The 22,426-nt window shown below is 38.0% G+C and carries 21 protein-coding genes and 1 other annotated feature; of the genes, 19 read left to right on the top strand and 2 right to left on the bottom strand.

Going from position 1 to position 22,426, the window contains the following annotated elements:
- The first annotated feature begins 223 nt into the window (after positions 1–223).
- On the top strand, positions 224–1,369 hold the full coding sequence (locus tag AC6F34_RS05760; RefSeq protein WP_500769852.1) for a cysteine desulfurase family protein: 1,146 nt from the start codon (positions 224–226) through the stop codon (positions 1,367–1,369).
- Positions 1,370–1,389: 20 nt separating this feature from the next.
- Positions 1,390–2,505, top strand: coding sequence for a tRNA 2-thiouridine(34) synthase MnmA (gene mnmA / locus AC6F34_RS05755; protein ID WP_500769850.1), 1,116 nt, complete (start codon positions 1,390–1,392; stop codon positions 2,503–2,505).
- 363 nt (positions 2,506–2,868) lie between these two features.
- Here mnmA and AC6F34_RS05750 read toward each other — a convergent pair whose 3' ends face one another.
- Positions 2,869–4,041 (bottom strand): YycP family beta-propeller protein, encoded by a 1,173-nt coding sequence (locus AC6F34_RS05750; RefSeq protein WP_500769848.1) that lies wholly within the window; start codon positions 4,039–4,041, stop codon positions 2,869–2,871.
- 79 nt (positions 4,042–4,120) lie between these two features.
- Positions 4,121–4,858, bottom strand: coding sequence for a YiiX/YebB-like N1pC/P60 family cysteine hydrolase (locus AC6F34_RS05745; protein WP_500769846.1), 738 nt, complete (start codon positions 4,856–4,858; stop codon positions 4,121–4,123).
- 364 nt (positions 4,859–5,222) lie between these two features.
- Between AC6F34_RS05745 and AC6F34_RS05740 the strand changes: the two genes are divergently transcribed.
- The 17 genes from AC6F34_RS05740 (at position 5,223) to AC6F34_RS05660 (ending at position 22,385) form a co-directional block, all read left to right on the top strand.
- Positions 5,223–5,882, top strand: coding sequence for a tetratricopeptide repeat protein (locus AC6F34_RS05740; protein ID WP_500769844.1), 660 nt, complete (start codon positions 5,223–5,225; stop codon positions 5,880–5,882).
- Between the two features lie 36 nt (positions 5,883–5,918).
- Positions 5,919–8,315 carry an SF1B family DNA helicase RecD2 gene (recD2, locus tag AC6F34_RS05735; RefSeq protein ID WP_500769841.1) on the top strand — a complete coding sequence of 799 codons (2,397 nt, stop codon included), beginning with the start codon at positions 5,919–5,921 and terminating at the stop codon, positions 8,313–8,315.
- Positions 8,316–8,593: 278 nt separating this feature from the next.
- Complete coding sequence (locus tag AC6F34_RS05730; protein ID WP_500769839.1) at positions 8,594–9,070, top strand: PRC-barrel domain-containing protein; 477 nt, start codon at positions 8,594–8,596, stop codon at positions 9,068–9,070.
- Positions 9,071–9,082: 12 nt separating this feature from the next.
- Positions 9,083–9,274 (top strand): YrzR-like zinc ribbon domain, encoded by a 192-nt coding sequence (locus tag AC6F34_RS05725; RefSeq protein ID WP_500769837.1) that lies wholly within the window; start codon positions 9,083–9,085, stop codon positions 9,272–9,274.
- 19 nt (positions 9,275–9,293) lie between these two features.
- On the top strand, positions 9,294–9,428 hold the full coding sequence (locus tag AC6F34_RS05720; protein WP_500769835.1) for a YrzQ family protein: 135 nt from the start codon (positions 9,294–9,296) through the stop codon (positions 9,426–9,428).
- Between the two features lie 68 nt (positions 9,429–9,496).
- Positions 9,497–10,567, top strand: a complete 1,071-nt coding sequence (locus AC6F34_RS05715; RefSeq protein ID WP_500769833.1) for an AI-2E family transporter — start codon at positions 9,497–9,499, stop codon at positions 10,565–10,567.
- A gap of 64 nt (positions 10,568–10,631) precedes the next feature.
- Positions 10,632–10,845, top strand: a binding site (T-box leader).
- Positions 10,846–10,917: 72 nt separating this feature from the next.
- Positions 10,918–13,551 carry an alanine--tRNA ligase gene (alaS, locus tag AC6F34_RS05710; RefSeq protein WP_500769831.1) on the top strand — a complete coding sequence of 878 codons (2,634 nt, stop codon included), beginning with the start codon at positions 10,918–10,920 and terminating at the stop codon, positions 13,549–13,551.
- Between the two features lie 177 nt (positions 13,552–13,728).
- On the top strand, positions 13,729–13,995 hold the full coding sequence (locus AC6F34_RS05705; RefSeq protein WP_500769829.1) for an IreB family regulatory phosphoprotein: 267 nt from the start codon (positions 13,729–13,731) through the stop codon (positions 13,993–13,995).
- Between the two features lies 1 nt (position 13,996).
- Positions 13,997–14,416: a Holliday junction resolvase RuvX gene (gene ruvX, locus AC6F34_RS05700; protein WP_500769827.1), complete on the top strand. Its 420-nt coding sequence runs from the start codon at positions 13,997–13,999 to the stop codon at positions 14,414–14,416.
- Between the two features lie 10 nt (positions 14,417–14,426).
- A complete protein-coding gene (locus tag AC6F34_RS05695; RefSeq protein ID WP_500769825.1) occupies positions 14,427–14,714 on the top strand; it encodes a DUF1292 domain-containing protein in 288 nt (95 codons plus the stop codon).
- A 226-nt stretch (positions 14,715–14,940) separates the two neighbouring features.
- Entirely contained in the window at positions 14,941–16,080 is a 1,140-nt protein-coding gene (mltG, locus tag AC6F34_RS05690; RefSeq protein ID WP_500769823.1) for an endolytic transglycosylase MltG, read from the top strand.
- Between the two features lie 195 nt (positions 16,081–16,275).
- The gene (locus AC6F34_RS05685; RefSeq protein WP_500769821.1) at positions 16,276–16,914 is read left to right on the top strand and encodes an O-methyltransferase; all 639 of its coding nucleotides are present in this window, start codon (positions 16,276–16,278) and stop codon (positions 16,912–16,914) included.
- Positions 16,915–16,919: 5 nt separating this feature from the next.
- Positions 16,920–17,849 carry a peptidase U32 family protein gene (locus tag AC6F34_RS05680; RefSeq protein ID WP_500769819.1) on the top strand — a complete coding sequence of 310 codons (930 nt, stop codon included), beginning with the start codon at positions 16,920–16,922 and terminating at the stop codon, positions 17,847–17,849.
- Positions 17,850–17,879: 30 nt separating this feature from the next.
- Positions 17,880–19,148, top strand: coding sequence for a peptidase U32 family protein (locus AC6F34_RS05675; protein WP_500769817.1), 1,269 nt, complete (start codon positions 17,880–17,882; stop codon positions 19,146–19,148).
- 4 nt (positions 19,149–19,152) lie between these two features.
- The gene (gene udk, locus AC6F34_RS05670; RefSeq protein WP_500769815.1) at positions 19,153–19,788 is read left to right on the top strand and encodes a uridine kinase; all 636 of its coding nucleotides are present in this window, start codon (positions 19,153–19,155) and stop codon (positions 19,786–19,788) included.
- A 199-nt stretch (positions 19,789–19,987) separates the two neighbouring features.
- Positions 19,988–20,464 carry a transcription elongation factor GreA gene (greA, locus tag AC6F34_RS05665; protein ID WP_500769813.1) on the top strand — a complete coding sequence of 159 codons (477 nt, stop codon included), beginning with the start codon at positions 19,988–19,990 and terminating at the stop codon, positions 20,462–20,464.
- A 130-nt stretch (positions 20,465–20,594) separates the two neighbouring features.
- On the top strand, positions 20,595–22,385 hold the full coding sequence (locus AC6F34_RS05660; protein WP_500769811.1) for a peptidoglycan D,D-transpeptidase FtsI family protein: 1,791 nt from the start codon (positions 20,595–20,597) through the stop codon (positions 22,383–22,385).
- Positions 22,386–22,426 lie beyond the last annotated feature (41 nt).

The raw sequence follows: 22,426 nt of genomic DNA, 5'->3' as shown, positions 1-22,426 counted from the left end.
AGAATTTAGAGACTAGAACCGTAGTCGTGTTAGGGACGTAGCTACATATTCTGGTGCACCCCGACCGTTCAGGCATACAAAGACGCACAGAAATTTTGAAGTTAATCGTCTTATGCATAGAAGCTATAGGTTACTAGTCACACGAACAATGTCACAGGGTGTGGCGTTGTTGGTGGTGAGCGATAGATCGGCGCCTTGAGCTTATCTTAAAGAAGGTGATTTTATGGAAAGAATTTATGCAGATCATGCAGCAACAACACCGATGCATCCGAAGGTCATTGCATCAATGATGGAAGTAATGGAACAGCAATTTGGCAACCCGTCGAGCATCCACTCATTTGGTAGAAATTCACGTTTACTTGTAGATGAAGCACGAGCTGAATTAGCAAGAAGCATTGGTGCGAAGCCAAATGAGCTTATTTTTACTAGTGGGGGAACAGAGGCAGACAATCATGCGATTTTTGGTGTAGCTGAAGCTTATAAACACAAGGGGAAGCATATTATTACAACAATGATTGAGCATCATGCTGTTCTTCATGCATGTGAAAAACTTGAAAAAGACGGTTTTGACGTAACGTATTTGCCAGTAGATGTAAACGGCAAAGTAAACGAATCTGATGTAAAGCAGGCATTACGAGAGGATACAATTCTCGTTACAATTATGTACGCTAATAACGAAATTGGTACAGTCCAAAATATAGAGGAAATTGCGGCTGTAGTAAAAGAGCATGGAGCTCTTTTTCATACAGATGCTGTCCAAGCATACGGACTAACAGAAATAGATGTTAAGAAGAATGGTATAGATCTATTGTCAGTAACGGCACATAAATTAAATGGGCCAAAAGGGATTGGATTTCTCTATGCAAATGAGCGAGTTCAACTATCTTCTCGTTTGTTCGGCGGTGAGCAAGAACGTAAACGACGAGCGGGAACAGAAAATGTCCCTGCTATTGTTGGGTTTCAAACGGCTGTACAAATTGCTCAAAAAGAGAGAATTGATCGGACAAGTAAGTATGAACAAATGAGACAAACGTTGATGGATGGTTTACGAAAAAAACAGGTAGAATTTACGCAGAACGGATTAGTTGATGAAACACTTCCTCATGTATTAAACTTAAGCTTTCCTGGTACGAATGTTGAAGCGATGCTTGTGAATTTGGACTTGGCTGGGATTAGTGTGTCAAGTGGCTCAGCTTGTACAGCAGGTTCAATTGAGCCATCTCATGTGTTGGTTGCGATGTTTGGGAAGCAGGATGAGCGAATCGTAAATTCAATTCGTTTTAGTTTTGGAATAAATAATACAGTGGATCAAATGGAGCAAATTGCAGAAGAAGTCGCCTCCATTGTTCAGCGATTACGTAATAAATAGTATGATTGGTGGTGAAGTAGATGAAGAAGGAGCCGAAAGATACTCGAGTTGTTGTTGGGATGTCAGGTGGGGTGGACTCATCGGTCGCAGCACTTCTCCTTAAGCAACAAGGCTTTGATGTCATCGGAATTTTTATGAAAAATTGGGATGATACAGACGAATTTGGCGTATGTACAGCAACCGAAGATTATAATGATGTCATTCGTGTTTGTAACCAAATTGGAATCCCTTATTATGCAGTAAACTTCGAAAAACAATATTGGGACAAAGTGTTCTCTTATTTCCTCGAAGAGTACAAAGCAGGGAGAACTCCGAATCCAGATGTAATGTGTAATAAAGAGATTAAATTTAAGGCGTTTTTAGAGCACGCTGTTAACTTAGGGGCAGATTACTTAGCGACAGGTCATTATGCACAAGTTGACTTCCGAGACGGAGAATACAAAATGCTTCGTGGAATTGACGAAAATAAGGACCAAACGTACTTCTTAAATCAACTCACGCAAGAGCAGTTGTCTAAAGTGATGTTCCCATTAGGTAGCATTGATAAGCCGAAAGTGCGCGAAATTGCAAAGGAGGCAGGTCTTGCTACAGCTTCTAAAAAAGACAGCACTGGCATCTGTTTTATTGGTGAAAGAAACTTTAAAGAGTTTTTAAGCCAATACTTGCCTGCACAGCCTGGCAATATGGAAACCTTCGATGGGAAAGTCGTCGGAAAGCATGATGGTTTAATGTATTATACTATCGGACAACGACATGGTCTTGGCATCGGTGGAGCAGGAGAACCATGGTTTGCAATCGGCAAAGATTTAAAAAGAAATGTTCTGTATGTCGGACAAGGTTTTCATCATGAGAAGCTTTATTCCGATTCATTAACAGCAGTCAATATGAGTTGGGTGTCGGATAAACCTGTACCTAAAAACTTTACGTGCACAGCGAAATTCCGTTATCGTCAAGCTGATCAAGAAGTGACCGTTGTACAGGCTGAAGACGGAACAGTAAATGTCATATTTAAAGAACCAGTTCGTGCGATTACGCCTGGACAAGCAGTTGTCTTCTACAAAGGAGATGAATGTCTAGGTGGAGGCACAATTGATGGTGTATATAAAAACGAACAACAATTAACCTATGTAGGTTAACAAGAAAAAGGTCTAAAATGGATGCATTTTAGACCTTTTTGATCTTGAAAGAGATTATGTTGAAAACTCTATAGTGATTTGGTAAAGTAATTTCTCATAATCCATAGCTTCATTTAAGTAAGATTGAGTAATTCTTCGATTAAGTGTAAAGCACGACTCCCGCAGGAATTAACTTTCCTCCGTCTAGATTCACCGTCTACACCTAGAGAATATAAGTTAAATCCCTACAGAAAACTGGATTTCCTATCGTCTTCGATTTAAGCTCATCAAGGGTTTAATAATTCTCTACTGAATTTAATGTGTTGGCTTCAGAAAGTGCTCGCTAATATGAAACCCGAAGATGACTTTCTAATCTAGTTTGCTTTACTCCGGTCGTACGGAAAAGCTATTATTTGTCGGCGTTAAGGATTCTTTGGAGAATAATTTCGCTAATTCGTCTCCGTTTTCAATCTCGACGAATGTGAAGGACTCTGGTGAAGCTAAATTTGTTTTCAAAAGCCTCATCTTTGTGCCATCGCGATCAAATGAGTTGCCCCATGTTGTATCATTAACAAGCAAATAAATTTGATCATTTGCAAAACGGGCAGAGAAAAAAAGTTCATCTTGTACGTCTACATCAAATGACTGAACGAATTCAGTATGATGTGTTTCAATATTTGTTTTCATTAATTCAGCACGTTCATTAAACCAATACATCTCATTTCCATCAAGCGCTTCCTGACTTGTGTAATATGAATAAACACTGAGTTCATCTCCATAATGATCTGTAGGTACAGCGATTCTATCCACTTCAAATGTGCCGTCATGAATATTCCATTTCATTAAATTCGTTTGAAAAGCATCACCAATTGCTTCAGCTTCCCCTACGACATGAACTGTATCTTCTTTTAGCACAACTTGTTGTGAAACATCAATTGGCTCTACATCAGAATCAGGGAGTGGATAAGAAGAAAGTACATTAGGGGTTAAGCCTGCTGCTTCAAACTTTACCAAACTCAAATGACCACCTTTATTAATTCCATTTGGCAAATCGAAGCTTGAACTCACACCATATAGATCTGTACCTGCTGTAAAGAAATAACTGTATACACCTTCGACGATGGTCTCGGTACGCTTATCTTTATGTTGATACGTAACGCGTGTATCATAGCCTTCATCACTAAAACCTATATCAAACCAAGACCATACGCCACCATCACTATCGACAGAGGATCCATATTGTGCTGTACCTTCTAATATATCAGTTGTTTTTTCTGCTTTGTGAACAGTACCATCATTGTCAATATAGTATTCGTATTTATAATCAGATAAGTATAAGCCGTCCTTTGTCCAATTGACATTAGCTCTCTCTAGATTATAAGTCTTGTATGCATTCCAGTTTCCATCATCATCGAATAAGAGAAGTACATTCCTACCATGATCCAAGTCTGCTTCATTCCATAATCCAGCAGAGAAAATCATTGCATAAGATTTTTCAGTCAGATCAATTGTATCAACTTCGAACAAATTAGGAGTTGATGTGTTTTTAGTGTTCATACAACCTGACAAAGATAATGTAATAAGGATAAGGATATAGAGTATCAACAATTTTGGTTGTAGCACTGAAAGCAATCTTTCACTTTGTTGCATAGGTGACTGTTCTAGATGAGTCTCTAATATTGGAAGGATAAACTCCTGGACCACCATTGCTATCTAAATCAATGCCTGATGTTCTTTCATATGCATTCCAAACTAACCCAGAACAGTTTAATTTCGATATTGTTGTTTTATTGCTAATAAAATTTGTATCATACGGTTTATTACGTAAACTATTGTAGGAATAATTAGCGGCTTTATCTCGGTTTGATTGAGTTGTGGATACATATTGAATCTGTATTCCATTTTTTAATCCAATCTTATTGTTTGCGCTTTCAGATTTACTTTTCTGTCCAACTCCAGGTGCGTGAACAACAGTGTTTTTCGTATAATAAATCGCACTATGGCCATGATTTATTGCTGTCCAAGCTTTTGAATACATGACATCCCCCTTATTTCGAGAAGGACCAGGTGCTTGGTTAGGTGAGCTACTATTATTAATTGTATTCTTGCTTTCTTTTTGTTCAGCCTGTTGAATTAACGCTTCATCATAAAAAAGGTCAAGTGCTTCACTTTCGGAAATTTCTTCGGCTACAGCGTATTCTTTAATGGTTGCATAAATTTCATCTTCATTTAATTCAGGGTTTACGCTTTCAATGGTTCGAAACTTTTCTTGGCTTTTAAAATCCACATGATCACTTGCAAGTGTAGTGCTTGGTAAAATTCCACCTGCTAAAAACAGAACTGCAAATAAGCATGAAGCACCTTTTTTAACCATCTTGTTTTTTCCCACCAACATCTTTCCCTTCATAATATAATGTTTTTTGATTAGCTTTTTAATTACCTTTAATTGGAATTAAAAAGCTAAAATAATTATATGAATGTATCCTTTATTTGTAAATACAAAAATAGTAAATTTACATCTTTCGTTCCTTTTTCCTATAATGATATTCGTTTAGTATCATTCTTTTAGGAGGTGATACATTTTTGATACATGTTAAAAGTCATATTTTTAAAACATTTCATTTCACCTTTATAAATGAAGTGTAGGAGGGAAATACGGTTCAATTTATGATATACTTTGTTCGTATTCATGTTCGAACATGCTGTTAAAGGCTGATATAGACTGGAGTGGAATGGTTTTGACGAAAGATTTAAATCAAGTTGGAATTGATTATATGCAAGAAGGAAAATGGGAAGAGGCTGCAAAGGCATTTATGCAGGTGATAGAAGAAAATCCTAATGATGCTGTCGCTTATATTAATTTCGGTAATGTATTGTCAGCAGTCGGAGAGAATGAAAAAGCATTAGAGTTTTATAAAAAGGCAATTGAAAAGGATGAGGATGCTGGAGCTGCTTATTATAGTGCTGGTAATCTTTACTTTGAAAATGAGCAATATGATGAAGCAAAAAATATGTTTGAAACAGCAATGAGAAAAGGGCTTGAAACAAGTGATAATTTTTTCATGCTTGGATTATCTTTAATGACACTCGAGCAAGGAAAGTTAGCAATGCCTTATTTTCAACGAAGTGTTGAATTAAATCCAGAGGATGTGGAGGCGCTTTTTCAATACGGACTGTGTCTTGCTCAAGCTGAATTGATAGATGAGGCAATTCTACAGTTAGAAAAATGCGTGAAATTAGATGAAATTCATGCGGATGCTTATTACAACCTAGGGGTTGCATATGCATTTAAGGAAGATATTGAGCAAGCTAAACACTATTTCGATGAAGCTTTAAGGGTACAGCCTGATCATATGCTAGCAGGCTATGGAAAAAAAATGCTCGAGAAAAGTGAGTAAGAGGGACTGCTTTGTTCGAAAGGAGGGATTTTCAATATGAATCAACAAGGTTCTCTTGATTTGTTTCAGGATGGTGAGAAGACGTTTGTTAAGGGAAGAGTAATTGTGACAATCTTTCATAATGAACAAAATCTTTATACAGTTTTGCGCATTCGTGTTGATGAAACGAATCTTTCTTATGAGGACAAAGAGGCGGTTGTAACGGGATATTTTCCGAAGCTTCATGACCAAGAATCGTATAAGTTTTTTGGGCAGTTCAAGGAACACCCAAAATTTGGTATGCAATTGATTGCAACTCATTATCAGAAAGAAATCCCAAGTTCAAAGCAGGGCGTAGTTAATTACTTGTCGAGTGATTTGTTTAAGGGTATTGGGAAGAAAACAGCAGAGTCAATCGTTGAGACGCTTGGTGAAAATGCCATTTCTAAAATCATGAACGAACCTTCACTACTCAATCAAATTCCGAAATTTTCTTCAGAAAAAGCGAAAGCTCTTTATGATACCCTCATAGAGCATCAAGGACTAGAACAAGCAATGGTCGCATTGAATCAATTCGGTTTTGGTCCTCAACTGTCGATGAAAATCTATCAAGCCTATAAAGAACAAACGATGGAAGTGATTCAATCGAATCCATATAAGCTTGTTGAAGATGTCGAAGGAATTGGTTTTGGGCGAGCGGATGAATTAGGATATCAACTCGGAATACTTGGGGCTCATCCCGACCGGATTCGAGCGGCATGCTTGTACAAGCTTGAAACTTCAAGCTTACAATCTGGCCATGTGTACTTAAAGACAGAGTTGCTATTGCAAGAGGTACAATCTCTACTTGAGGATCAAAAGCAGGAAGAAATTCCATTTGATGATATTTCTAAAGAGATCATCAAGCTCGGGGAAGAAGGGAAGATAATGGTCGAAGAAGACCGTATTTACCTGCCCTCTCTATTTTACTCTGAGCGGGGAATTGCAAGTAATGTAAAGCGGATTCTTGACCAAAGGCAGTTCGATGAACAGTTCCCTGAATCAGAATTTCTACTTGCGCTTGGTGAATTAGAAGAAAGAATTCAAGTGCAGTACGCGCCATCCCAGAAGGAAGCAATTCAAAAGGCATTAATGAATCCTATGTTGATTTTAACTGGTGGGCCAGGAACTGGGAAAACAACTGTCATTAAAGGAATTGTCGAGCTATACGGTGAACTTCACGGCTGTTCATTGGATCCAAAAGATTACAAAAAGGATGAACCTTTCCCATTTTTATTAGCAGCACCTACTGGAAGAGCAGCGAAAAGAATGTCTGAATCTACTGGAATGCCAGCTGTTACAATTCATCGACTGCTAGGTTGGAATGGAACAGACGGCTTTGATCGCAACGAGGATCAGCCTTTAGAGGGGAAAATCTTAATTGTTGATGAAACATCAATGGTCGATATATGGCTTGCTAATCAATTATTTAAGGCGATTCCAAATGATATGCAAGTCATCTTTGTTGGAGATGAGGACCAGCTTCCATCAGTAGGCCCTGGCCAAGTTTTAAAGGACTTGCTAGAAGCTAACACGATTCCTACAGTAAAGTTAATTGATATATATCGCCAAGCCGAAGGGTCGTCAATTATTGAACTCGCTCATAGCATTAAGAAAGGGCGTTTGCCAGACTTATTTACAGCTCAACAAGCAGATCGTTCTTTTATCCGCTGTTCGAGCAGTCAAATTGGTGAAGTTATCAAAAAAGTTGTTGCGAATGCGAAAGGAAAAGGCTATACAGCAAAGGACATTCAAGTGCTTGCTCCGATGTATCGCGGACCAGCTGGGATTGATCAATTAAATGTTATCATTCAAGATATTTTCAATCCCAATGACGGCTCTAGAAAAGAAATTCAATTCGGAGAAGTATTTTATCGCATTGGGGATAAAATTTTACAGCTTGTAAATCAACCAGAAAGCAATGTTTTTAATGGCGATATTGGTGAAATTGTATCAATATTCTATGCGAAAGAAAACACAGAAAAGCAAGATATGATTGTCGCTTCCTTTGACGGGATTGAAAATACATATACGAGGCAGGAATTAAACCAGATCACGCATGCCTATTGCTGCTCAATTCACAAATCACAAGGAAGCGAATTTCCAATTGTGGTTTTACCAGTTGTAAAAAGCTACTACCGTATGCTAAGAAGAAATATCCTTTATACTGCAATTACAAGAAGCAAGCAGTTTTTAATATTATGCGGTGAAGAAGACGCTTTTCGAATGGGCATCGAACGAACCGATGAACTGCTTAGACAAACGATGCTAACAGAGAAAATCATCGACTCAGTCGGTGAAACTCCACTTATACTATCTGAAGAAAATGAAGGGTCTTATGAAGTAATGCTAATGAACACAGATCCTATGATTGGTATGGAGAATGTAACGCCATATGATTTTATGACGAATTAAACTTGTGCTAATGCGCAAGTTTTTTTGTATGCAAAAATCAATCACAGTAATACGGTGATACACCTTTGCTGAGGCTTTACAAGCCAATGTTTTAATGTGGACTCTTCAGGAAAAACATGAGCAGGGTACCTTGCATGAGCTGTGAGGAGACTGAAGCCAATCTCGGGGAAAGTGTCGAGTAAAGATTATTTATCTTAAGGAAAGAAATTGGCAGCCGATTATTGAATGGATTTTTTGCTTGTGCAGAAACTAAGTATGTTCGGGAAGGTGGGGTAACTTTGCGGACATTTTCACTCTTGAAAGGACTTCCTGTTATTCAACTTCTTACAGCTCAAAAGCTAGGTGTTGTGACAGATTTATGTTTATCAGAGCAAGGTATGGTCAAAGGGGTGCTCGTCAAGCGAGGATCATTGATTAAGAAAACATACCTGCTAAATCTTGAATCCGTTTCTTCATTTGGCTGGGACGGCATTATGGTGGAAGATGAACACAGCTTTATTCCTTATCAAGTCAAAGGAGCTCTTTCTCTTGTCTCACACCATGATCACTTATTAGGAAAAATGATCATGACTGAAGAAGGCGAGCGATTGGGAATTCTAGAGGACGTATATTTTTCCGAGGAAGTGGGCACAATCATAGGGTATGAACTGACAGATGGTTTCTTTGCGGACATGTTGGAAGGAAAAAGAGTCATTAAAACGACTTGTCCACCAACGATAGGAAAGGATGCCATCATTGTAAATGTAAAATCGTGAGGTGTCCTTACTATGTTAAAATGCCCGAACTGTCAGAGCAAAGATATCGGAAAAATTGGCATTAATCAATATTATTGCTGGAACTGCTTTATAGAATTATCACTTAATAAAGGGGTTATTAATACCCATCAAGTAGAAGAGGATGGTTCTTTAAGTTCTCTAGATGACTTATTCGCTGAAGAAGAGCGCCGCTATTTGTCATAACGCAGGAGAGGTGAGTTTAATGAATAAAATGCTAACATCTGCTGTCTTAATTGGTGCGGGAGTCGCAGCTTATAGCGTTGCACAAAACCGAAATATGATTAATGCCCGTAAAATGAAAAAGCTACAAAAGAAGATGACGAGGGCATTCATGTAATAAGTAAATGAGGCTGGTCTAATGACCAGCCTCTTAAAAATTACACCTTTAAAATGGGGGAGACAAATGTGAATCAACGCCTTAAATGGTTATATCGAATTGGATTCCTTCTGCTCTTATTTGCTGTAATTTATATTTTTTATAAACTAGAGCCGATTTGGATGCCAATCTTAAACGTGCTCTTAACCGTACTTATTCCATTTTTAATTGCTGCATTCATTACGTATTTGCTCCACCCTGTAGTGGAGAAATTACATGATGCAGGATTACATAGAGGTTTATCAATTTTATTGATTTACTTGCTGTTTTTTGGAGGGGTATTCCTAGCTTTTTACAAAGGGCTTCCTGCTATAATAAAACAACTGAAAGATTTAGTCACACATGCTCCTCTATTCATGGAACAGTACAAAGGGGTCATTGCTACGATTGAACAGAGAACGAATTCGCTTCCATTTGCATTTCAGGAGAGAATTGATACGTCCATCCACGCTATTGAAATGAGAATAGAAGATTATATTGGAAAAATTGGAAACGGAATTATGAAATTAGCAAATTCTATGTTTGTACTGCTTCTAATTCCATTTATTTCTTTTTACTTATTAAAAGATTATTCAATTATGAAAAAAGCGGTATGGTACGTCACACCTAGACGATTCAGAAAAAATGGATTGTTATTTTTAAGAGATGTCGATCGTTCACTTGGCAGCTACATTCGCGGCCAACTCCTTGTATGTGTTGTCATTGGAAGCATTTCAGCACTATTGTTTTGGATGATTGGTTTGAACTATCCGCTCTTGTTAGGGTTAATTATTGGGATAACAAATATTATCCCTTATTTTGGCCCCATTTTTGGTGCGGTTCCAGCTGTAATCATTGCAGCAACGGTCTCAGTGAAAATGGTCATCATGGTCGTTGTCATCATATTAATCCTTCAGTTTTTAGAAGGAAATATATTAGCACCATTAATTGTTGGTCATAGTTTACATATGCATCCACTAGTCATTATGCTATCACTTTTAGCTGGGGGCGAAATTGCTGGTATCCTTGGAATGATTCTTTCTGTACCTATTGTTGCCGTAATAAAAGTGAGCTTATTGCATGCTAGAAAGCATTTTTCTCCGAAAATAAAAGAAACATAAGTGAACCGAATATTGACAAAGCTTTATTTATATCGCTATAATGCCACTATAAACGAAATAAAATGATAAAATGGTGAAGGAAAAAAGTATGTTATAGACCATCAAATAGAGAGGGGATTTCTTGGCTGAAAAAATCCCTAGATGAAGAATAACAGAAAGCTATTCCGGAGTGCAGCTAATCCCTGCCGTCTATCCACGTTACGGAGTCTTGAGATGTGAGGAAGAATGTTTTTCTCATAATCAGGGTGGTACCACGAGAGCAACCTCTTGTCCCTGCGTTTTTGGGGCGAGAGGTTTTTTGTTGTTTTAAAGTGCTAAGCTAATCAACTATTCATTTAGGAGGAAGATTGATGAAACATTTAACAGGTGCAGAAATTCGCCAACTTTTTTTAGATTTTTTCCAGGAGAAAGGACATGCAGTGGAGCCAAGTGCATCCTTAGTTCCTCATGAGGACCCGTCATTGCTATGGATTAATAGTGGAGTTGCGACTTTAAAAAAATACTTTGATGGTCGTGTTGTTCCTGTAAATCCGCGAATCACGAATGCGCAAAAATCAATTCGTACGAATGATATTGAGAACGTAGGAAAAACTGCTCGTCATCATACATTCTTTGAAATGCTTGGAAATTTCTCTATCGGGGATTACTTTAAAGTAGAAGCGATTGAGTTTGCATGGGAATTCTTAACGAGTGAGAAGTGGATTGGGTTTGATCCAGAAAAATTATCCGTTACGATCCACCCAGAAGATGATGAGGCATTCACGATTTGGAGAGAAAAAATTGGTGTACCTGAAGACAGAATCATTCGCTTAGAAGGAAACTTCTGGGATATCGGTGAAGGTCCAAGTGGTCCAAACACGGAAATTTTCTATGATCGTGGAACAGAGTATGGAAATGATCCACAAGATCCGGAGCTATATCCAGGTGGAGAAAATGATCGTTATTTAGAAGTGTGGAACTTAGTATTCTCGGAGTTTAATCATAATCCAGATGGAACATATACGCCACTTCCGAAGAAAAACATTGATACTGGTATGGGATTAGAGCGGATGGCATCTGTTGTACAAAATGTCCCAACAAACTTTGACACCGATCTATTCATGCCAATCATCCGAGCTACAGAAGAAATCTCAGGGGTAAAATACGGCGTTAGCACTGAAACAGATGTATCGTTTAAAGTGATTGCAGATCATATCCGAACAGTTGCTTTTGCTGTAGGAGATGGGGCATTGCCATCAAATGAAGGAAGAGGCTATGTATTACGACGCTTGTTACGAAGAGCGGTTCGTTATGCGAAACAAATAAACATTGATCGACCATTTATGTATGAATTAGTACCTGTTGTCGGAGAAGTTATGGTTGATTTCTACCCACAAGTAAAAGAGGCTACTGAATTTATTGAAAAAGTAATTAGAAACGAAGAAGTTCGTTTCCATGAAACATTAAACGAAGGGTTAGCAATCCTTTCATCTGTGATCAAAAAAGAAAAGGCAAGCGGCAATACCGTAGTTAAGGGAGAAGATGTATTCCGACTTTATGACACTTACGGATTCCCTATCGAATTAACAGAAGAGTATGCGGAAGAAGAAGGAATGACCGTTGACCATGATGGCTTCAATAAAGAAATGGAACAGCAAAGAGATCGCGCACGTAAAGCGAGACAAGATGTTGACTCGATGCAAGTTCAAGATGGGGAGCTTGGCGAATATAAAGGTGACAGCAAATTTATTGGCTACGATGAACTTATTCATGAAACGAAGGTTTCAGCAATCGTTTTTGAAGGAAAATTAGTAGAGGAAGCTAAAGCGGGTCAGGAGATTCAATTTATTCTTGATGAAACACCGTTTTACGCTGAGAGCGGTGGGCAAATTGCAGACAAGGGACTGCTTGAGTCTACAGGATTATCTGTTGATATATTAGATGTTCAAAAAGCTCCAAATGGACAAAACCTTCACCGTGGAACTATTGTGGAAGGTACACTTAAAGTTGGTGAAACTGTAACAGCGGTTGTTCAAGCAGATAATCGTGCAAAAATCATTAAAAACCATTCAGCAACTCATCTTTTACATCAAGCTTTAAAAGACGTACTAGGAAAGCATGTAAACCAAGCAGGTTCATTGGTTCAAGCAGATCGTTTACGATTCGATTTTTCACACTTCGGTCAAATTACAGCAGAGGAAATTGAGAAGATCGAAACGATTGTGAACGAAAAGATTTGGAATGGAATTCAACTTCAAATCGACTATAAAAACATCGATGAAGCAAAGGCAATGGGAGCGATGGCGTTATTTGGTGAAAAATATGGCAAAGTTGTTCGTGTTGTTCAAATTGGTGACTATAGCTTAGAGCTTTGTGGTGGATGCCATGTAGACAATACAGCTTCTATTGGTTTATTCAAGATTCAATCTGAAGGTGGAATTGGTGCTGGTACTCGCCGTATAGAGGCGGTTACTGGTGAGGGTGCTTATCAATTAATGGCTTCGCAAATTGCCATTTTAACAGAAGCTGCAAGCAAGTTAAAAACAAATGAGAAAGATGTTCCGGGCCGAGTTGAGGCATTGTTAGGTGAATTAAAGCAATTACAGCGTGAAAATGAATCTCTTTCTACAAAGCTTGGCAATATTGAAGCAGGTAGCCTTGTAGATAAGGCGAAAGATATTGATGGTATAACAGTCCTTTCAGTAAAGGTTCAAGCTCAAGACATGAATAATCTGCGAAATATGGCAGATGATCTTAAGCAAAAACTAGGATCTGGAGTCATTGTATTAGGGTCTGCGAATGAAGGGAAGGTTAATATTATTGCTGCGGTTACTGAGGATCTTATTCCAAAAGGTTTACACGCAGGAAAGCTTGTAAAAGAAGTAGCAACTCGCTGTGGCGGAGGCGGAGGCGGTCGTCCTGATATGGCCCAAGCTGGTGGTAAAGATGCAAGTAAGCTAGAAGGTGCTCTACAATTTGTCGAGGAATGGGTTAAATCAATTTGATATCATAACAAAGTAGTGTAAAATGAAGGTAACTATTTTGGCGTATTTCTGAATGGGTGTTTGCTCATGATGGCAAACACCTTTTTCAAAAGTTAAGAAAATACATCGATGATAGAAGATTAGTTTTTCTTAACAAATGTCTTACGTATATGATTAGAGAGGCGAGGTGTATAAAATTTGAGTTCATTTGATAAGACAATGAGGTTCAATTTTCCTGAAGAACCAATTGAACAAGATGTAAATGAAGTTCTTAACCAAGTGTACGATGCGCTTCAGGAAAAAGGGTATAACCCGATTAATCAAATTGTAGGTTACTTACTATCTGGAGATCCAGCGTATATACCACGTCATAAAGATGCTAGAAACATTATACGTCGGTTAGAGCGAGATGAAATTATCGAGGAATTAGTTAAATCGTATTTAAAAAACAAGCGCGAGGGATAAAATGCGAATAATGGGACTTGATGTCGGCTCAAAAACGGTCGGTGTCGCAATAAGTGATGCGCTTGGATGGACTGCTCAAGGATTGGAAACAATCAAAATAAACGAAGATCAAAAACAGTTCGGATTCAAACGAATTGGTGATATTATTTCTGAACATGAAGTCAGTAAAATTATTGTCGGAATGCCAAAAAACATGAATGGTACAATTGGACCTAGGGGCGAAGCGAGTCAATTTTATGCAGATCAGCTTGCAAAAAGGTTTCAACTACCTGTACAATTGTGGGACGAGCGCTTAACGACAATGGCAGCTGAACGTGTTTTGCTTGAAGCAGATGTAAGTCGAAAAAAGCGTAAGAAAGTCATTGATAAGATGGCTGCAAGCATGATTTTACAAGGCTACTTAGATAGCCAGAATAAATGAGGTGAAAAAAATGGATCACGGTGATAACAATATTACAGTAGTTGATGAGGAAGGCAACGAGCAACTTTGCGAAGTCCTTTTTACGTTTGATTCAGAGCAATTTGGAAAGTCTTATGTACTTTACTATCCAATCGGTGCAGATGAAGATGATGATGAAGAAATTGAAATTCATGCATCTGCATTTACTCCAAGTGATGATAATACGGATGGTGAGCTTCAACCAATCGAATCAGATGAAGAATGGGATTTAATTGAAGAAATGCTTAACACATTCTTAGCTGAACAAGACGAAGAATAAAAATGTAAAAAAGCTGCGGGCTAACTGTTCCGCAGTTTTTTTATTGTGGCAAATTCCACATGTTTAGATATATTGCGACATGCTGGGGGATTTATAGTATAATAATGCGAGTGAATACATATAAAGGGCGCTTTAGCAAGATCCGATCATGAAATGGATGCTAAAGAGAATAATACAAGTGACACAAGAACACCTTGCCCAATAGGGATAGGAGGGAAAATTCCAAATGACAGACAATAATCAGAACCAAACAGATAAAAAAGAAATTATGAGAAAAAAACTATTAGATAGGCAAAGCGAAGCGAAAGTTGTACGTAAAATCGTCTTTATTTCTGCAATTATTTTATTCTTATTAATTGGTGGAGTTGGTCTAGGTGGCTACCTATACGTTAGTTCTGCCTTAAAGCCAGCGGATCCTGACAATACGGAAGAAAAAGATGTAGAAATCCCAATTGGTTCTTCTGTTACACGAATTGGTAATGTCTTGGAGGAGAACGGCATTATTAAAGATGCACGTATTTTTAGATATTACACGAAATTTAAGAATGAGTCAGGATTTATGGCAGGAACATATAGCCTGTCACCATCAATGACCTTACCGGAAATCATTACAGAAATTAAAACAGGGGCAATTATGGAAGAGGTTGTGTTCCAAATGACCATTCCAGAAGGAAGAAAGCTCGAAGAAATTGCTGGAATTATCTCTGGGAAAATTGATGTGCCTGCAGAGGAAATTTTTGAACAATTAAACGATGAACAATTTATCCAATCGATGATGGACCGTTACCCAGATGTTTTAACAGATGAGATTTTAGCTGAGGACATTATGTTTCCATTAGAAGGATATTTATTCCCAGCGACATATCCATATTATAAAGAAGATCCTACATTAGAAGAAATCATTGTCCCAATGCTAAATAAGACAAGAGAAGTGCTGCAAGCATACGTTGCCGAAATGGATATTCAAGAGTATACGCCGCACACATTGTTAACGTTCGCATCATTAGTTGAAGAAGAAGCAACGGCACAGACAGATCGAGATATGATTGCAAGTGTATTCTACAATCGTTTAGAGATTGGGATGCCACTACAAACAGATCCAACTGTACTGTATGCCCATGGAGAGCATAAAGACCGCGTATTGTATGTTGACTTGGAAATAGAATCCCCATATAACACGTATAAAGTAAATGGGTTAACGCCAGGTCCGATTGCAAATGCAGGAACATCATCCATTGAGGCAGTCTTATTCCCTGAAGAGTCTGGATACTTATATTTCCTCGCTACTCCAAGTGGAGAAGTCCTATTCTCAGAAACATTTGATGAGCACGTAAACCTTAAAAATAAACATATTACAAATAACTAAAATTCACTTAAAGGAAAGCCTTGAAATCGACATGGCTTTCCTTATTGTTTCGTGTTAAAATAGTTCAGGTATGTATAATGACGATCATAGCGTCACTCATAAGTTGGTTTCCAAGGAATGATTAATTTGGAATGACTGACACGTGAGCGCTATTTTTTCATGTTCAAATTGGAAGATAACCGAGGTGATTGCAGTTTGCATAATGAAAAACTGCTCCAGTATATAGAAAAATTAATAGAAGAACGAAATCCGTTATTTGTAGAAATGGAAGCATTCGCTAGAGAACATGGAGTGCCCATTATGGAGATTATAGGAATTGAAACATTACTACAGCTGCTTCGCCTAAAACAACCGAAGAGAATCCTTGAAGTTGGTGCTGCGATAGGCTATTCTGCATTAAGAATGGCAGATGCATTGCCAGAAACTGATATTGTGACTGTTGAACGTGATCAAGAACGATACGATCAAGCAATTGGTTTTATTAATAGAGCAAGTAAGAGCGACCAAGTGAAGGTTTTATTCGGTGATGCTTTGGAATTAGAAGAAGATGTTTCTGCAAATGGACCGTATGATGTTATTTTCATCGATGCGGCGAAAGGGCAATATAAACGCTTTTTTGAACTATTTGAGCCAATGTTAACAGGAAATGGATCAATCATTACAGACAATGTCCTTTTTAAAGGACTTGTGTATGAAGAAGAGATTGAAAGCAAGCGTATACGAAATTTAGTAAAGAAGATCCATACTTATAATGAGTGGCTAACGGCAAATGAGGATTATCATACCGTTATTTTACCTGTAGGTGATGGAATCGCGATAAGTCAAAAGAGGTGAATGAAATGCAAAAACCAGAATTATTAGTTACCCCAAGTTCGGTTTCACATCTAAAAGAACTAGCTGAAGCTGGCGCGGATGCCTTTGTCATCGGAGAAGAACAATTTGCACTAAGACTACCTGCAAGCTTCTCAATAGAAGATGTTGAGGAGGCTGTAAAAATTGCACATGCTTCTGGGAAAAAAGTATATGTGTCAATGAATGCTATTTTTCATAATGACAGGATACCTGCTATATATGATTACTTAAATCAATTAAAAGATTTAGCTATTGATGCAGTCATTTTTGGTGATCCAGCTGTTCTTATGGCTCAGAAAGAAGTTGCACCAGAACTTCCTCTACATTGGAATACAGAGACAACCGCGACAAACTGGTATACTTGCAATTATTGGGGCAGAAAAGGTGCAAAGCGTGCCGTACTAGCCCGTGAACTTAGCTTAGATGCCATTTTAGAAATGAAGGAACATGCAGAAGTAGAGATTGAAGTGCAAATCCATGGCATGACGGCAATGTTCCAATCCAAAAGATCATTGCTTGGCCATTATTTTGAATATCAAGGCAAAGATTTAAAAATAGAAAATAATGGTCAGCAAGAAAAGATGTTTCTACATGATCATGAGAGAAGCAATAAATACCCGATTTTTGAAGATAAAAATGGGACACATATTATGAGCCCGAATGATATGTGTATGATCGATGAGCTGCCAGAATTGCTTGAAGCAAATATTGATTCTTTGAAAATTGATGGCATTTTACAAACAGAAGAGTACACGACAACAGTAACAGCATTGTATCGAAAAGCGATCGACCTTTGTATCGAAGACCCAGATGCGTATGAAGATGTAAAAGATGAATACTTAATGGAAATCGAAAAAATCCAACCAAAAAACCGTCCACTTGACACAGGATTCTTCTTTAAAGAAACGGTTTATTAATAGAGGTAAGTCTAAATAGGAGGGAATATGATGACAGTAGTAGCGGATCGCATTTCAAAAATCATCAATGGCAAACGTGTCATTGTCAAGAAGCCTGAGCTACTGGCACCTGCTGGGAACTTGGAAAAGCTAAAAATTGCTGTTCACTATGGCGCAGATGCGGTCTTTATTGGAGGACAGGAATATGGACTGCGTTCAAATGCGGGGAACTTTACCTTTGAAGAAATGAAAGAAGGGGTCGAGTTTGCTAAAAAGTATGACGCAAAAATTTATGTAACAACGAATATCTTTGCACATAATGAAAACATAGACGGATTAGAAGACTATATGATTGGTCTTAAGGAAGCAGGAATAGCAGGTATTATTGTAGCAGATCCATTAATTATTGAGACATGCAGACGGATTGCACCTGAGATTGAAGTGCATTTAAGTACACAGCAATCATTGTCAAATTGGAAAGCCGTCGAGTTTTGGAAGGAAGAAGGGCTAGAGCGTGTAGTATTAGCCCGTGAGACAAGCGCTGAAGAAATTAAAGAAATGAAAGAAAAGGTTGATATTGAGATTGAAACGTTTATTCATGGTGCAATGTGTATAGCGTACTCAGGGCGTTGTACGTTAAGTAACCATATGACAGCACGTGATTCAAACCGTGGTGGATGCTGCCAATCATGTCGATGGGATTATGACTTGTATCAATTAAAAGATGACGAGGAAATCTCATTATTCGATAAAGAAGACTCGCCGTTTGCAATGAGTCCTAAGGATTTAAAGCTAGTGGAATCGATACCTCGTATGATTGAACTAGGAATCGATAGCTTAAAAATTGAGGGGCGTATGAAATCGATTCATTATGTTGCAACAGTTGTAAGTGTGTATCGTAAAGTGATTGATGCGTATTGTGCAGATCCAGAAAATTTCACAATTGATCCTGAATGGTTAAAAGAACTTGATAAATGTGCGAATCGTGAAACGGCAACGGCATTTTTTGAAGGTGTCCCTGGGCATAAGGAGCAAATGTTTGGTCAACATAGCAAAAAGACAAACTTTGACTTCGTAGGACTCGTTTTAGATTATAACGAAGAAACAAAGATGGTAACTTTGCAACAACGGAACCATTTTAAGCCTGGCCAGGAAGTTGAATTCTTTGGGCCAGAAATTGAAAACTTTACACATGTGATCGATAGAATATGGGATCAAGATGGGAATCTGTTAGATGCAGCAAGACATCCACTGCAAATTGTTCAATTTAAAATGGACAAGCAGGTTTATCCTCATAACATGATGCGAAAGGAGCTTTAATTCAATGAAGCGCAAACCTGTTGTTATTGGGGTAGCTGGTGGGTCCGGTTCAGGAAAAACGAGCGTAACTAAGGCAATCTATGAACATTTTAAAGGCCACTCAATCTTAATGCTTGAACAAGACTTTTATTATAAAGATCAAGCACATCTTCCTTTCGAGGAACGATTAAAAACGAACTATGACCATCCTTTAGCATTCGACAATGATCTTCTAATTGATCATATTCAATCGTTGTTAAACTATAAATCGATTGAAAAACCAGTGTATGATTATGCTATTCATACACGTTCAAGCGAGGTTATCCATGTAGAACCAAAAGAAGTAATCATTTTAGAAGGCATCCTTGTATTAGAAGACGAACGTCTTCGAAATTTGATGGATATTAAACTATTTGTTGATACAGATGCAGATATACGTATTATTCGTAGGCTTTCTAGGGATATTAGAGAACGTGGACGTTCAATGGAATCAGTCATTGATCAATACTTAAGTGTTGTTAGACCTATGCACAATCAATTCATTGAGCCAACGAAACGTTATGCTGATGTCATTATTCCTGAAGGTGGACAAAACCATGTTGCAATTGATTTAATGGTAACAAAAGTCCAAACAATTCTTGAACTAAAGTCTTTTTTGTGACACAATAGCATAGAAAATAATGTATGTGGAATACATGTAGAGTATTGACAGGTAGTAAAATTACATTATAATGATATGAAACAAATGCGCGCCCTCAAATAAAAGAGGCGCGCTCATCTGCATTGTATGTAATGAAAGCAAGAATACATATATGGACGTATTGCATTAGCAATATGAAAATGGTTAAGGAGTGAATGTTTTGGCGACAGAGAAAGTCTTTCCAATGACACTAGCAGGTAAGGAAAAATTAGAGCAGGAATTAGAGTACTTAAAATCAGTAAAAAGAAAAGAAGTTGTAGAGAGAATTAAGATAGCCCGTAGCTTCGGGGATTTATCAGAAAACTCAGAGTATGATTCTGCAAAAGAAGAGCAAGCGTTTGTAGAAGGTCGTGTCACGACACTTGAAAATATGATTCGCAATGCAAAAATCATTGAAGAAGAAGATTTACAAGGCAATGATGTATCATTAGGACGCTCTGTTACATTTGTTGAATTACCAGATGGTGATGAGGAAACATATACAATTGTAGGAAGCGCAGAGGCTGATCCATTTGAAGGAAAAATCTCGAATGATTCTCCTATCGCAAAAAGCTTAATCGGAAAAACTGTTGGCGATGAAGTGGTTGTTCAAACTCCAGGTGGAGAAATGAGCGTAAAGATCGTTTCAATTAACTAATTCCAGCTTTTAAGGAGGCGCGCTGATTAATTACTAAAGGGAGCGTTTTTCTCACAATATATTTGGAATTATGATGTATTACCTTATAAATTACTGAAACCTCGTCAACACTTTTGACGAGGTGTTTTTTATGTGGAAAAAAAGAGCAATCATCATTGTATCGACTTTTATAATAATTTTTATCGTATTGATAGGAAGATTGATCCAAATTCAACTACTCGAAACAGAGCATTTTTCTAACCGTCAAATTAATCTACTTGAGGCAAGTGTAAAACAACGTTCACAGGAAATGGTCTTAGACACAGGAAGGGGGAATTTTCTTGATCGATCAGGTGAGCCAATTGCTTATCGGTATGTACCCGTTCTTGTGCTCTTCCCTTTCCTAGCAAAGATGGATTGGCCAGTACAGGAGGTTGCCACAATTCTTGGTGTTCAAGAGAAAGCCTTGTTTGAAGCGTTAAATGAAGCTAAGACACCATTTGCTTTTGGAAAAGACGAGCCGTACGCATTAACAGAAACTCAAATAGAGAAAATAAATGCCTTAAAAATACCAGGTGTTTTTGCAGTAGAAAAGAAATATCACCTTGAAAATGTCCCTGCAGAGCATTTGATTGGCATAACGGGTATGAATGGAGAGCTATTAATGAGTCGGTATCCAGATAAGGACATATCTGAAAGCACAATGCTCGGCTTATCAGGGCTAGAAATGAGCTTTGATGAATTCTTATTACCAGAAGGTAATTCGAAGCTCATCTATCATGTTGATGGAACAGGAGGGCCACTTTTTGGCATTGATGTTAAATACTTAGAGCCAGCAAACCCCTTTTATCCTATTTATGTGAAGACTACACTGGATCATGAGATCCAACAGATGGCAGAGGAGCTCATCAACAAACATCACATCAAAAAAGGAGGAATCGTACTTCTAGATATCGAAACTAATTCGGTTCTTGCTATGGTGTCGAGACCATCAATCAACAAGGATGCTCCGTTTACTGATCCCGATAGTAGCGTGAATAATGAAATGGTAAAGCAACAAATTGTTGGATCCGTTTTTAAAACAGTCGTAGCTGCTGCAGCTATTGATCACAACTTAACAACAAACGATGCAATTTATAATTGTAGTGAAACAATCCATGGAGATGTGGATGAGAACTATGATCACGGAATGTTAAACTTCAAAGATAGCTTCGCAGTAAGCTGCAATCAAGCGTTTAGTACGCTTGCAAAGGAATTACAAAAAATTGATCCGACGATTCTTGAGCAATATGCTAGCATGCTAGCACTGACTGATTTAGCTGGATGGCAAGGGAATGTTTATCATCTTGAAGGATTTAAGCAATTTGAGGGAGAAGAAAAGGGACGCGTGTTTACAAGTGATGAAGCGCGGATAGATCCTAATTTTGCAGCGCTTACAGGCATAGGGCAACATGAAGTAAGGGTTACTCCGTTAGCTATTGCAAATATGATGGCAACGATTGCCCGTGGCGGAAAAAAAGAAATGGTTAGAGTCTCTTCAGAGATCGAATATAAAAATCATACGACCTTGCTTCAATTTGGAAAAAAGCCGTTAAAAGGGGAAGGAATGAGTCCTTATACGGCGATGAATTTACAGAAGCTTTTACGAGAAGTTGTAACGAATCAAAAGGGGACGGGGCGTTGGTTTGACGAACTTCCCTATGAGGTGGCTGGGAAATCTGGGACAGCCCAAACAGGAATCACTGTTCAAGATCAAGAATTACATAATAAATGGTTTGCGGGCTATTTCCCATATAAGAACCCGAAATATGCACTTGTTGTTGTTAATCTTGGCGTGGAGGCAAGTGAAGGGGGGATCAACCCCTTGTTCGCAGACTTTGTTACAGCTTTATATAATTATGACAATAGAACTGAAACATCTGACATGGATGAGACACAATAGATATTAAGCTTTAAATTGCTTTTCCTTCATGTTCTTTTAAA

The sequence above is a fragment of the Niallia sp. CD-39 genome, from assembly GCF_059874745.1.
The sequence above is the reverse complement of the archived record's forward strand: the minus strand, read 5'-3'. Positions and strand labels throughout refer to the sequence as shown.